This is a genomic window from Microbacterium sp. 05N427 (genome assembly GCF_056397105.1).
Genome location: NZ_JBFTMT010000013.1, coordinates 84,325 through 96,814, shown reverse-complemented (window position 1 = coordinate 96,814; position 12,490 = coordinate 84,325). Strand labels below are relative to the sequence as shown.

Annotated in this window: 11 protein-coding genes and 1 pseudogene; 8 read left to right on the top strand and 4 right to left on the bottom strand. The window is 69.8% G+C overall.

What is annotated here, in order from left to right:
- Positions 1 to 51: 51 nt before the first annotated feature.
- Genes AC1DG4_RS14295 through AC1DG4_RS14285 form a run of 3 tightly spaced genes read right to left on the bottom strand, consistent with a single transcriptional unit; the run spans position 52 to position 2,911 of the window.
- A complete protein-coding gene (locus AC1DG4_RS14295; RefSeq protein WP_477379855.1) occupies positions 52 to 1,020 on the bottom strand; it encodes an aldo/keto reductase in 969 nt (322 codons plus the stop codon).
- Positions 1,021 to 1,062: 42 nt separating this feature from the next.
- Entirely contained in the window at positions 1,063 to 2,163 is a 1,101-nt protein-coding gene (locus AC1DG4_RS14290; protein ID WP_477421299.1) for a zinc-binding dehydrogenase, read from the bottom strand.
- A 28-nt stretch (positions 2,164 to 2,191) separates the two neighbouring features.
- A complete protein-coding gene (locus tag AC1DG4_RS14285; protein WP_477379851.1) occupies positions 2,192 to 2,911 on the bottom strand; it encodes an SDR family NAD(P)-dependent oxidoreductase in 720 nt (239 codons plus the stop codon).
- Positions 2,912 to 3,011: 100 nt separating this feature from the next.
- On the opposite strand from AC1DG4_RS14285, the gene AC1DG4_RS14280 reads away from it, so the two are divergent.
- Entirely contained in the window at positions 3,012 to 3,968 is a 957-nt protein-coding gene (locus AC1DG4_RS14280) for an aldo/keto reductase (protein ID WP_477379849.1), read from the top strand.
- 321 nt (positions 3,969 to 4,289) lie between these two features.
- Entirely contained in the window at positions 4,290 to 4,544 is a 255-nt protein-coding gene (locus AC1DG4_RS14275; protein ID WP_477421302.1) for a hypothetical protein, read from the top strand.
- A 146-nt stretch (positions 4,545 to 4,690) separates the two neighbouring features.
- On the opposite strand, the pseudogene AC1DG4_RS14270 reads toward AC1DG4_RS14275, so the two are convergent.
- A pseudogene (locus AC1DG4_RS14270) lies at positions 4,691 to 5,428 on the bottom strand (HNH endonuclease signature motif containing protein); the annotation flags it as partial.
- 328 nt (positions 5,429 to 5,756) lie between these two features.
- Between AC1DG4_RS14270 and AC1DG4_RS14265 the strand changes: the two are divergent.
- From AC1DG4_RS14265 to AC1DG4_RS14240, 6 genes are all read left to right on the top strand, one after another.
- Complete coding sequence (locus AC1DG4_RS14265) at positions 5,757 to 7,295, top strand: ABC transporter substrate-binding protein (RefSeq protein ID WP_477379845.1); 1,539 nt, start codon at positions 5,757 to 5,759, stop codon at positions 7,293 to 7,295.
- 82 nt (positions 7,296 to 7,377) lie between these two features.
- Positions 7,378 to 8,319 carry an ABC transporter permease gene (locus AC1DG4_RS14260; RefSeq protein WP_477379843.1) on the top strand — a complete coding sequence of 314 codons (942 nt, stop codon included), beginning with the start codon at positions 7,378 to 7,380 and terminating at the stop codon, positions 8,317 to 8,319.
- Positions 8,316 to 10,124 (top strand): dipeptide/oligopeptide/nickel ABC transporter permease/ATP-binding protein, encoded by a 1,809-nt coding sequence (locus AC1DG4_RS14255; RefSeq protein WP_477379841.1) that lies wholly within the window; start codon positions 8,316 to 8,318, stop codon positions 10,122 to 10,124. The genes AC1DG4_RS14260 and AC1DG4_RS14255 overlap by 4 nt, the downstream gene beginning before the upstream one ends.
- Complete coding sequence (locus tag AC1DG4_RS14250) at positions 10,121 to 10,954, top strand: ATP-binding cassette domain-containing protein (RefSeq protein WP_477379839.1); 834 nt, start codon at positions 10,121 to 10,123, stop codon at positions 10,952 to 10,954. The genes AC1DG4_RS14255 and AC1DG4_RS14250 overlap by 4 nt, the downstream gene beginning before the upstream one ends.
- 68 nt (positions 10,955 to 11,022) lie before the next feature.
- On the top strand, positions 11,023 to 11,610 hold the full coding sequence (locus AC1DG4_RS14245) for a TetR/AcrR family transcriptional regulator (RefSeq protein WP_477379837.1): 588 nt from the start codon (positions 11,023 to 11,025) through the stop codon (positions 11,608 to 11,610).
- 46 nt (positions 11,611 to 11,656) lie between these two features.
- Positions 11,657 to 12,382: an alpha/beta fold hydrolase gene (locus tag AC1DG4_RS14240; protein WP_477379835.1), complete on the top strand. Its 726-nt coding sequence runs from the start codon at positions 11,657 to 11,659 to the stop codon at positions 12,380 to 12,382.
- Positions 12,383 to 12,490 lie beyond the last annotated feature (108 nt).

The window sequence follows — 12,490 nt, the reverse complement described above, 5'->3', positions numbered from 1 at the left end:
GGTCCCTGAGCGAGCGAAGCGAGACGAAGGGCGCCCACTGACCAGAACCAGTCAGGGTCCTTCGGGGTCGACGACATCGCGGTCGGCCCAGAACGGTTCGACGAGCCGGCGCAGCTCGGCGGCGCCGACCCGGTCGAGGAGCACGGCCGCGTCGAGGTTCGCGCGCAGCTGCGCGCTGCTCGACGCGCCGAACAGGGTTGTGGTCAGGGCAGGATGCGTGAGCGTGAAGGCGATCCCGAGCTGCGCCGGGGTGGCGTCGAGCGACTCCGCGAGCGCCGTGAACGCCGGAACGTCGTCGATGATGCGCTGCCGGATGTCACCCGGATCCCGGCCGATCTGCCGGTCGCCGTGCACCTTTCCGGCGAGCACGCCGCCCTCCAGGCAGTCCGAGGCCTGCAGGGTCACGCCCTGCTCCCAGAGGCGCGCGAAGGGCGCGCCGTCGGGGATGGACCGGCGCGAGACGCTGTACTTCAGCTGCGCGATCTGCGGGCCGGGCACTCCCTCGGTCGCGGCGAGATCGATGAGCGTCTGGATCGAGGAGGCGGACCAGTTGTTCACCCCCCAGGCGCGGATGAGACCCGCCTCCGTGAGGCCGGCGAGGTCGAGCACCAGGTCGCGCAGATCCAGGTCGTCCCGGCGCAGATCCCCGAGGATCACCAGATCCGCGTGCTCCACGCCGACCCGGAACAGCGCGTTCTCGAGCTGGGGGCGGAAGCCGTCCGCGCCGAACGCCTCGAGCCACAGTTTGGACGAGAGCAGCCATTCGTGCCTCCGGAGGCCGGCCGCGCGCACCATGGCGCTGAAGATGACGTCGGTGAAGGCCGGAGGCATCCCGGGCCCGGTATACACGCCGACGTCGAACAGGTTCACGCCGCGGTCGACGGCTTCGCGGAGCATCGCCGTGGCGTCACCGAAGTCCATGCGGTCGTAGGTGTGCCAGGAGCCGAGCGAGAACAGCGAAGCGGCGATGCCGCTCGTGCCGATCTCGCGCCGGGGGAGGCGAGTCGTCTCTGCGCTCATGGTCGCTGTCTCCTTCACAGTCGGGGGTTCGCAGTCGGGGGGTCACAGTCGGGGGTCGATGACGGCCTTGACCTCATCGAGCTGGTGCATGTTCGCGATCTTCGCCGAGGCCTGATCCAGTCCGACCGGGGCGCTGAACAGGTCGTCCCACGGGAAGCGGTCCGCGAAGGCCTGGAAGAAGTCGATCGAGCGGGCGTAGTCGGCGATGTCGCCGTTGAGCGAACCGACCATGGTCAGCTCTTTGCCCATGAGGGCGCTCACCGGGAACGCGTCGCCGACCGGGCCGGTGGATCCGACGATCACGACGGTGCCGCGCTGTGCGGCCATGCCGACGGCGTCCGGTCCCACGCTCGGTGCGCCGGCGAAGTCGAACACGTGGTCCGCGCCGCGTCCGTCGGTGAGCTCCGTGACCTGCGCGACGACGGGGCCTTCGCGGAAGTCCACGACGGCGTCCGCGCCGAAGCGTGCGGCGAGGTCGAGCCGGGCCGCGGGCGCGCCGACCGTGATCACGCGCCCGGCGCCGGAGATCTTCGCCACGGCGGTCGCGAAGATTCCGAGCGCGCCTGCACCCTGCACGACGACCGTGGATCCGGGTCTGATGCGCCCGCCGCGCTCGAAAGCGCGCAGCACGGTCTTCGCCGCGCAGCCCGCCATCGATGCCCAGGTGTCCTTCACCGCGTCCGGCAGCAGCAGCTTGGCCGCGCCAGGGGTGACGTAGGCGTATTCGGACAGGCCCGCGGTCGCGTACGGCGGCACGTCGGAGCGCTGCAGGAAGCCGTAGCCGCGGCGGGAGCAGTGCACGGGCTCGCGCAGCACGACGCAGCCGTAGCACTCGCCGCAGGTCGACTCGGACCAGCCGATCCGGTCGCCGACATTCAGCGGGCGGCCGAGCGCGTCGACGGTGCCCTCGCCGAGGGCGACGATCTCACCGACCATCTCGTGGCCCAGCACCATCGGCAGCATGCCGGGGAAGGTCATCCGGCCTTCCCAGATCTCGATGTCGGTGCCGCACAGGGTGGAGCACGCGATGCGCACGAGGGCGGCGCCGGGCGCGATCTCGGTGGGCAGGGGGAGGTCCTGCAGGGTGAGCGGCGCGCCGTGCTCGGTGAGCACAGCCGCGCGGGTTGTGGTGGRGAGGGTCATGCGGATCCTTCCTGGTTCGGGGAGCACGTCAGACGAGCAGCTGGCCGCCGTCGACGGGGACGGAGACGCCGGTGATGTGGCTGGCGGCGTCGCTCGCGAGGAAGACGACGAGCGGGGTGACCTGCTCCACCTCGGCGATCGTGCCGAGCGGGATCCGGGCCTCCCACGCGGCGCGCGCCTGCGGGTCGGTGGCGAAGCCCGCAGTGAGGGGGGTGAGGATCGGGCCGGGGGCGACGGCGTTCACGCGGATCCGGCGGCCGGCGAGCTCGATCGCCGCGGTGCGGGTCATCGCGTCGACGGCGGCCTTGGTCATCTCGTAGTGACCCATGCCGGGAGTGGGCTGGCGTCCGCCGATCGAGGAGGTGTTCACGATGGCGCCGCCGTCGGGCAGGCGGGGTGCGAACTCGCGGAGCATGAGGAATGTGCCGCGGATGTTCACGGCCACGGCCGCGTCGAAGACCTCGAGCGGCACCTGCTGCTGTGTGCCGCCGCCGAGCACGACGCCGGCGTTGTTCACGAGCACGTCGATGCTGCCCAGTGCGGTTCCGGCAGCGGCGACGGCGTCGGGATCGGAGATGTCGAGGGTGATCGCCGTCGCTCCGAGTTCGGCGGCCACAGAGGCCGCGGCCTCCGCGTTCACATCCCCGATGATCACCTCGTCCCCGAGGGCGCGGAAGGCTGCGGCGATGCCGCGGCCGAGCCCGGAGGCTCCTCCGGTGACGAGAATGCGGCGGGGGGAGATGGTCATCTCACGTCCTCTCTGACGGGGCATCTCCGTTATATTCTACAAGTATAGAAAAACGCAACCCGATCGTGCGACGGGTTCGCGACCGAGTCGAAGGAGCCTCATGACCGCCCCCACGAAATCCCGCCGCACCCTCGGCGATCTCGCCGTCCCGCCGCTCGCGCTGGGATCCTGGAACACCTGGGATCGGATGGACCCCGATGCCGCCGCCCGGATGATCCGCCGTGCCGTCGAGCTCGACGCCGGGTTCTTCGATGTCGCGTACTACAACATGGGTCCGCACGCTGAGAACTCCCGCACCGACATCCTGTTCGGCGAGGCGCTGCGTGCGAGCGGCGTCGAACGCTCCGAGATCGTGCTCGGCGGCAAGCTCTGGCTGTGGGACTGGCCGAACCAGTCCTTCCGCGCGCAGTTGACGGAGAGCCTCGAGCGTGCCGGCGTGGATCGCTTCGACACCCTCGTCGTCGGCGACTACTTGGCCGAGCCCGACGTCGCACGCATCGTCGCCGAGGTGAACGAGCTCATCGCCGACGGCCTGGTCGGAGGCTGGGGGATCAACAACTGGCGGATCGGGCATACGCGGGCCGCGCTGGAAGCCGCGGCCGCGGGCGGGTTCGTCGGTCCGTCGTTCGCGCAGCTCAAATACGGCATCGCTCGCCGCGCGATGGCCGAAGGCGCGTCGTACGGGCCGCTCTTCGCCGACGGCGTGCTCGCCTTGCAGGCCTCGGATGTGTTCGAGGGCGGCATGCTCGCGACCGGGCTCGCTCCGCAGCGCAAGATCGGCGCGGACGTCGGCGGCATCCGCGAGCGGATCCTCGCGCTCTACCCGGAGGTCGCCCGAGTCGCCGACGGTTTCGGCGTCACGCCCGCCGCGCTCGGGATCGCGTTCTGCCTCACGCATCCCGCCGCGGCGAACGTGCTGTTCGGAGCTTCCCGGATCGAGCAGCTGGAGCAGAATCACGCGGCGCTCGCGCTGGTCGCGGAGCACGGCGCAGAGGTGCGCGAGGCTCTTGCCGGACTGCAGGCCGACGTCGGGGTCAACGACGACGGGTCGTGGTGAGGCACTGCCCCTCGAGGCCACCACGGCCATCGTTGGCGATCCTTGCCCATCGCCGCCGATCGCGGCCCCTACGGCCATCGCTGCCCGTCGAGGCCCCTACGGCCACCGCCGCCCACCACGCCCGCCGTGGCCCCCACGGCGCTCGCGGCGTCTTGACTCTCGCCCGTCGCACGCACCGCGATCGGCGCGTGCGGGCGCTCCGGCCCCCCGACCGGTGGCTCATCTCGGGCGAGGTCAGGCGGCGGGGTGGAAGCGTGGGGGTGGTGGGTCCACGTCGCCCCACATGTAGCGGAGGGGCAATCGCCCAGCCAGGACGGTCTGGTGCCCGTCGGCACTGTGGAGGATGAAGTCGTTCTTCCTTTCTCGGGTGATCTGCCACCCGCCGTGGTGGAGTTGCATGTGGTGGAAGCGGCAGAGGAGTATGCCGCGGTCGATGTCGGTGTGGCCCTGGTCTCTGGCCCATTCGTCGATGTGGTGGGCTTCGCAGTACGAGGCGGGGCGGTCGCAGCCGGTCCATCGGCAGCCGCCGTCGCGGATGGCGAGGGCGATGCGTTGTTTCGGGGTGAAGAGTCGTGATTCGCGGCCGACGTCGAGGGGGTTCCCGCACGTGTCGACGGTGACCGGCACCACCCCGGTTCGACGAATCGGGGTCCGCCGCGGCGGGGGCGGAGTGCGGCGTTGAAGATCGTGTCGAGGTAGGCGCCGCCTTCGTCGTCGAACGCGATCGAGGCGCGGCGGATCCCGTCGGGGTCGAACCAGGTCCGAAACGCTCGCTTCTCGTACCGGGCGAGGAACCGGGTTTCGGCGCCGTCAGGGTCGAGGAGGTCCCGGATCGTGCGTGCCGCGGCGGCGAGTTCTTCCACGGTCCGCCGCCCCGCTTCGCCGATGAGCTGTTCGGCGGCGTGTGCCCAGGCGTCGTCGGCGGCTTCGGGTGGGTTGCCGAGTCCGCGGCGGATCGCGTCGAACTGTGCCGACGTGACCGTCCCGGATCGCAATCCCTCCCGCAACACCTGCCGCCAATCGCCCACGGGCGCGACTCCCGGCGCAGGATCATCGGACGAGCCGACTCCAGCACGATCCGACCCGACACCAGCACCCGCATCACCCTCCACCACGGCATCGTCGAGGAGTGCTTCCCCGACCCGCACCTGCCGGGCGGCTTCGCCCTTCGTCATCCCGCCGAGCTCCTGGATCAGCGACGCCGCGGTCCGGTGCCCGCGCGACTGCGCCAACCCGGCATGTCCGGCGTCCCTGGTGGAGCGGCGGGCGATCACTCCGGCGCAGATCACCTGCACCTGCTCCACCAGCCGGCCGACCTCACCGGCCTCGCGAAGCACCGCCACCGCCTCCGCATCAGCCAACCCCTCCACGACCGCTTGCACGTCCGATGCGCCCGCACCCGCACCGACCCGCCCGGCTAGGGCCGGGATCAGTGCCGCGATCGCATCCCACGTCCTCATACCCCCATCCTCCCCGCCACCACCGACATTCGAACCCCAGATCAACCCACATATCCAAACAGGGGACAACTCAACCGAAGACCAGATTGTGGAGGACGATCGGCGAGTCAGAAGATCCAGGTGTGCGCGAGGGGACAGGGCCCACGCGCTCCATGGCAAGCCCAGAGGCTCCTGCGGCGGAGATCGTCGGGAAACAGGGCTTGCGCTCTTTTTCCACAGATGTAGACTAAACGCACGACACATCGAAGTGACGTCGGTAAGGCTCCCCGGAGCGCGGCCGAAGGCCCTTCGAACCTTCTTCCCCAAACCCGCACCGAGAGAAGGAACCATGAAACGAGTGCCCCTCGCGATCGCCGCGGCTGTAGCCGTGGCCCTCGCCCTCACCGGCTGTTCCGGCGCCGCGAACAGTGCCACGTCGCAGGCGAGCGATGGCGCCGCCGCGAACGCGCCGGACGACCTCAACATCGGCAACTTCCTGGACGTCACGTCCTGGGATCCGTCCCTGGCCGACATCGGCTTCGATGGGCCGTACCTCTCCGCCATCTACGACTCCCTGGTCGCGCTCGATAAGGACGGCAAGCCCGTCCCGTCGTTCGCGACCAAGTGGACCGTGTCGAGCGACGACAAGACGATCGACTTCGATCTCCGCACCGACGCGAAGTTCTCGGACGGGGGCAAGGTCGACGCGGACGCTGTCGTGAAGAGCCTGGAGTACCTCAAGGCGGGCGCGCGCTCGGGCGAGGCGTACACGAACGTCTCGGCGATCACCGCGAAGGACGATCACACGGTCGAGGTCGCCCTCACCCAGCGCGACGACACGATCCTGTACCTGATGGGCCTCGGCCGCAGCTACATCATGTCGCCGAAGGCGATCGCCGCAGGCTCCCTCGGGAAGGATCCGATCGGATCCGGTCCGTACGTGCTGGACAGCTCCAAGAGTGTTGCAGGAAGCGAGTACCACTTCACCAAGGTGAAGGATCACTGGGACGCGAAGACCTACGCGTTCTCCCACCTCGCGATCTTCCCGATCCAGGACGCCACGGCACGGCACAACGCCATGCTGAGCGGTCAGATCAACCTCGAATACGGCGATGTCGCCAACCAGTCGCAGGCCGACCAGCAGGGCTGGAACACCGCGGACCGGGTGTCGGGCTGGGCCGGCCTCGTGATCACCGACCACACGGGGGCGAAGAGCAAGCCGCTCGGCAGCGTCGAGGTGCGTCAGGCGCTGAACTACGCCTTCGATGGCGCGGCGATCCTCAAGGCGGTCGGCAACGGTGCGGGCGTCGCGACCAACCAGGTCTTCCCTGACGGCGGCGACATCAACGATCCCGCGCTCAACAAGACCTACTCCTATGACGTCGCCAAGGCGAAGGACCTGCTGGCCAAGGCCGGCTACGCCGACGGCTTCAGTATCGCGATGCCGATGTCGCCCGTCTTCGAGCAGTGGAAGCCCGCCGCAGAGCAGGCCCTGACGGCGATCGGCGTCAAGGTCACCTGGGACAACATGCAGATGCCCGACTACCAGACGAACGCGCCGAACTACCCGATGTTCATCTCGTTCCTCGCGATGGACGGCAATGACGTCGCGACCGTGCAGCGCCAGGTCACCAGCAAGCAGTGGTTCAACCCGAACCCGGACTACGCGAGCAATACGGTCCTGGCCCCTCTCGTGAAGAAGGTGCAGGATTCCAAGGGCGCCGACCAGAGCGCCGCGATCAAGGAGCTGAACAAAGCTCTCGTCGATCAGGCCTGGTGGTCCGTCTGGTACCAGGCGAAGAACACCTTCTACAGCGTCCAGGGAATCAAGGTCCAGCCGATCGTCGGCATGATGTTCCCGACCCTGCGCTACATCACCAAGGGCTGACGCCCGGGGGATCCGGCCCTTCGGCGCGCGAGTCGCCGTCGAAGAGCCGGATCCCCGTCCCTCACCTTCCCGAGAGGCCCCCATGCTCCTGTTCACCGCGAAACGGCTGCTGTCCGGCATCGTGCTGCTCGTGGTCGTCTCGATCGCGACGTTCTTCCTCGCACACCTCGCCATCAAGGATCCGACCGCCGCGCTCCTGGGCACCACGGCGAGCCCCGCGCAACAGGCGGCTCTGGCGGCGAGGATCGGCATCGACCGTCCGCTGCTCGTGCAGTTCTGGGACTGGTTCTCGCACCTCGTCACGGGCGACTTCGGCACCTCCTGGCGCAACTTCCAGCCCGTCGGCGCTCAGCTCGCGATCAAGATCCCGGTCACGCTCTCCGTGGTGACTCTCGCCACGCTCATCACCGCCGTGCTCGGCATCGCCTTCGGGATGATCACGGGCCTGCGGCCAGGCACCTGGTTCGACCGGATCCTCAAGGGCATCTCCGTCGTGCTGTTCGCCCTGCCCGGGTTCTGGGTGAGCCTGGTGCTCGTGCTGTGGTTCGCGGTGCAGCTGAAGTGGTTCCCCGCGGTCGGTTACGTGCAGCCCTCGCAGTCGGTCGACGGCTGGATCCGCTCGCTCACGCTTCCGGCGATCTCCCTCGCGCTCGGCGGCGTGGTCGCCGTGTCGGAGCAGTTGCGCAACGCCGTGATCGCGCAGAGCCGGCAGGACTGGGTGCGCACGCTCCGCAGCCGCGGGCTCTCCGCGAGCCGGGTCAACCTGCACATCCTGCGCAACGCTTCGCCCGCGGCACTCACCGTGATCGCCCTCATGTTCGTCGGACTGCTCAGCGGCGCGATCGTGGTCGAGCAGATCTTCAGCCTCCCCGGCATCGGGCAACTGACCAATCAGTCCTCGCAGAACGGCGACATCCCGATGCTCCTCGGCATCACCGTGGTGTCGATCGTCTTCGTCGTGATCATCAACCTCCTGCTCGACCTGGTGCTCGGCTGGATCAACCCGAAGGTGCGCGTCGCATGACCACCACCGACATCCGCGTCGCGTTCGACCGCGCCAGGCAGCGCCGCCGCTCCGGCCTGTTCCGCCGGTTCCTCCGCCACCCCGGCGGGTACATCCCTCTGGTGATCTTCGTCCTCATCGTGCTGGTCGGCGTCGCAGCGCCTGTGCTCGCACCGATGGATCCGAACTTCGTCGACCTCGCCGCGGCCAAGGCACCGCCCTCCGCCGCGCACCTGCTCGGCGCCGACTCGACCGGCCGCGACATCCTCAGCAGGCTCATCTTCGGTACCCGGATCACGATCTGGGGGGCGCTCATCACGATCATCACCGCCGTGGTGATCGGCGTCCCCGCCGGCGTCGCCGCGGGGTACTTCCGTGGCCCGTTCGACCGGGTCGCGATGTGGGTGAGCGATGCGCTGCAGTCGATCCCCGGCATGATCATCCTGCTCGTGGTCGCCGCGGGCAGCCGCAACAACTTCGAGCTGCTCATGGTCACGGTCGGCGTGTTCATGGTCCCTGGGTACTTCCGCATCGCCCGGTCGCAGACGCTCAGCGTGCGCGAGGAGCCCTACATCGACGCGGCCCGTGTGTCCGGCCTCTCCGACGGGCGGATCATCTCCCGGCACGTGGTGAAGGCCGTCTACCCGCCCGTCATCATCCAGACCGCACTCACCGCGGGCATGGCGATGGGCATGCAGGCGGGCCTGCAGTTCCTCGGGATCGGCGACTCGAACGTGCCCAGCTGGGGCGCGATGATGCTCGAGGGATTCCGCCTCATGCTCACGTATCCGCTCATGCTGCTGTGGCCCTCTGTCGCGCTCGGCCTCACGATCGCGGTGCTCGCGATCATGGGCTCGACGCTCGCCGAGCTCGCCCAGGTGCGCACTCCGCGGCTGCGCCGCCGGCGCGGCACCGTCCTCGACGCGGCGACCACGGCCGCTCCCTCGACCGGCACCGTGCGGCACTCCGCGGAGGAGTCCGCACTGCGCGTCGAGAACCTGCGGGTGAGCCACGCGACCCCGAGCGGCGTCGTCGAGGTCGTGCACGGCGTGACCCTCGACGTCGCCGCCGGGGAGGTCGTCGGCATCGTCGGCGAATCCGGATCCGGCAAGTCGCAGACGGTCTTCTCGGTGCTCGACCTGCTGCCCTCGAGCGGCGCGAGCACCGCCGACGCGATCCGCATCGCGGGGCACGACGTCACGAACGCGTCGCCGAAGCAGCGTCTCGCGCTGCTCGGACGCGAGCTGGGCTACGTGCCGCAGGAGCCGATGAGCAACCTCGACCCGTCGTACACGATCGGCCATCAGCTCGTGGAGCCCCTGCGCCGTGTGCACGGCATGCGCGCTGCCGACGCGAAGGCCAGGGCGCGCGCGGTGCTGCTGCGCGTGGGGCTCTCGGATCCGGACCGCGTCATGCGCAGCTATCCGCATCAGGTCTCCGGAGGCATGGCCCAGCGCGTACTCATCGCCGGCGCGATCTCCGGCCGCCCGTCGATCCTGGTGGCGGACGAGCCCACGACCGCGCTCGATGTCACGGTGCAGGCCGAGGTGCTCGAGCTGCTGCGCGAACTGCAGCAGGAGTACGGGATGGCGCTGCTCATCGTCACGCACAACTTCGGCGTGGTGGCGGACATCTGCGACCGCGTGATCGTGATGCGCGGCGGCGAGATCGTGGAGCAGGGGGATGTGGATCCACTTTTCGCGGAACCTCAACAGCCCTACACCCGCGAGCTCATCGCCGCCTCGCTCGACGACGCGGCGGGGCGTGCGGAGCTCGACGCCGACGCCGCGGTGCGCACGACGAACACGACGGAGGTGCGCGCATGACCGCGCTGCTCGAGGTGCAGGATCTGGTCGTCGAGTACGGCCGCGGACGCAAGGCGTTCCGCGCCCTGCACGGCGTCTCGATCGACGTCGCGGCGGGGGAGTGCATGGGCCTGGTGGGCGAGTCGGGATCCGGCAAGTCCACGCTCGGCAAGGCCATCCTCGGCCTCGCACCCGTGACCGGCGGAAGCATCCGCTTCGACGGGAAGGACATCACCGCACTCGGCCGTGCCCAGCGCCGCACGCTCGCCGACGATGTGCAGGTCGTGTTCCAAGATCCGTACGGATCCCTGAACCCCGCGATGACGATCGGCGACATCCTGTCCGAGCCATTGCTGACGAGCGGGCTGGGCGGCGCCGAGGCGCAGGGGCGCGTGCGCGAGATGCTCGACCGCGTGCGCCTTCCGGAGACCGCGATGGACCGCTATCCGAGCGAGTTCTCCGGCGGACAGCGTCAGCGTGTCGCCATCGCGCGGGCGCTCGTGCGCCGGCCGCGCCTGATCGTGTGCGACGAGCCGGTCAGCGCGCTCGACCTCACCACGCAGGCGACGATCCTCGACCTCTTCATCGAGCTGCAGCGTGACACGGGCGTCTCCTACCTGTTCGTCTCGCACGACCTCGGCGTCGTGCGCCGGGTCTGCCATCGTGTCGCCGTGATGTATCACGGTGAGATCGTCGAGACCGGGGCGGGGGAGCAGGTCACGCGCTCGCCGCGGCACCCGTACGCCGAGCGTCTGCGGCTGGCTTCGCCCGTCGCCGACCCCGTGAAGCAGAGGACGCGCCGTGCCGAATGGCTGGCGCTGCGCGAGGCCGCGGATGCCCCGGTACGGTAGCAGGCAGCGATTCCGCACGTCCGCACCGCGGTGCGCGCCGTCGCCGGACGCCACGTCGGAAGGAACCCATGCCGAAGATCATCGATCACGATCAGCGTCGTCGGGAGATCGTCGAGGTCGCCAAGGGGATCATCCTCAAGGGCGGGTTCGAAGCGGCGACCATGCGCAGCATCGCCGCGGAGGCGGGCTTCGCGAACGGCGCCCTGAAGCACTACTTCCCCGGCAAGGAGAGCATCGTCGCGGCGACGTTCGAGACGATCCTCGCGCAGATGTCGGAGGGCGTGCAGGAGGCCGGATCCTCTCCCGAGACCGCCGAGGCCGCGTTGCGCGGATTCCTCGAGGGCACGGTGCCGCGCGATCCCGATCAGATCGCCGCGGGACGGGTGTTGCTGGCGCTCTGGGAGTACGCGATGTCCAACGAGCAGCTCGCGGAGCTGTATCGCAGCCATCTGCGGTCCTGGCGCGCGTCGCTCGTCGAGCGGATGGAGGCGGCCCGCGACGAGGGCGCGATCCGCGATCAGGACTTCGTCCCGCTCGCGAACGAGTACATCTCGGCGGCGGTGGGCGCCACCGTGATCAACCTCATGTATCCGGACGGCGACCGCATCCCCGACTACCAGGCCTACATCGACCAGTTCCTCGCGCGGCTGCGCTGACCGGGCTCCGGGCGGCCTCCACGCTTCATCGAGAGGAGGGCGCCCGATGACCGGCGCACCCGAGATCGCCCTGTCCGTCACCCGTCGGGAGGGGACCGGCCGGCCGGTCCTGTTCCTGCACGGACTCGCCTCGCGCGCCCGCGTCGACTGGCCGGCCACCGAGTGGGATCCGGTGCTCGCGGATCACCCCGTCGTGCTCGTGGATCTGCCCGCGCACGGCGACAGCCCCGCGGTCGGCGCGTTCTCCACCTCGGCGGTCGTCGAACTGCTCGCCCGGGCGGTCGCCACGGTCGCTCCGAGGGAGGAGATCGACGTCGTCGGCTACTCCCTCGGCGCTCGGCTGGCTTGGGCGCTCTCCGGCCATCCCGGGGTCGCCGTGCGGCGCGTGGTGCTCGGCGGACTCAGCCCGATGGAGCCGTTCACCCTGGTCGACCTGCCCGCCGCCCGCGCCGCGCTCGCCGGGGGACCGCCGCCGGCGGATCCGATCACGGGCATGATCCTGGGCATGACGACCCTGCCCGGCAACCGCCCGGAGGCGCTGCTCGATCTGATCGAGGGGCTCGCTTCCGAGCCGTTCGATCCTGCGGTCGATACGCCTGCGCAGCCCCTGCTGCTGCTCGGCGGGGTCGAGGACCCGATGGCCCAGGGCATGGACGCGCTCGCCGCCGCGGTGCCGGACTCCCGCGTTGTGCGGGTTCCCGGCGATCACCTGGCCGCGCTGCACACGCCGGAGTTCCGTGCCGCCGTCGTGGACTTCCTCGCGGAGGACTGAGCCCCCGGTCTCGCCCGCCCGCCCCGGTCCCTGGGCCGGCCTCCGGTTCCTGAGCTTGTCCGGTCCCTGAGGTTGCCGAAGGGTGCCCCTGTTCTTTTCTTCCTACAC

Coding starts and splice junctions, on each gene's coding strand:
- AC1DG4_RS14295 (WP_477379855.1), bottom strand. CDS start 1,020: ATGAGCGCAGAGACGACTCGCCTCCCCCGGCGCGAGATCGGCACGAGC.
- AC1DG4_RS14285 (WP_477379851.1), bottom strand. CDS start 2,911: ATGACCATCTCCCCCCGCCGCATTCTCGTCACCGGAGGAGCCTCCGGG.
- AC1DG4_RS14280 (WP_477379849.1), top strand. CDS start 3,012: ATGACCGCCCCCACGAAATCCCGCCGCACCCTCGGCGATCTCGCCGTC.
- AC1DG4_RS14265 (WP_477379845.1), top strand. CDS start 5,757: ATGAAACGAGTGCCCCTCGCGATCGCCGCGGCTGTAGCCGTGGCCCTC.
- AC1DG4_RS14260 (WP_477379843.1), top strand. CDS start 7,378: ATGCTCCTGTTCACCGCGAAACGGCTGCTGTCCGGCATCGTGCTGCTC.
- AC1DG4_RS14255 (WP_477379841.1), top strand. CDS start 8,316: ATGACCACCACCGACATCCGCGTCGCGTTCGACCGCGCCAGGCAGCGC.
- AC1DG4_RS14250 (WP_477379839.1), top strand. CDS start 10,121: ATGACCGCGCTGCTCGAGGTGCAGGATCTGGTCGTCGAGTACGGCCGC.
- AC1DG4_RS14245 (WP_477379837.1), top strand. CDS start 11,023: ATGCCGAAGATCATCGATCACGATCAGCGTCGTCGGGAGATCGTCGAG.
- AC1DG4_RS14240 (WP_477379835.1), top strand. CDS start 11,657: ATGACCGGCGCACCCGAGATCGCCCTGTCCGTCACCCGTCGGGAGGGG.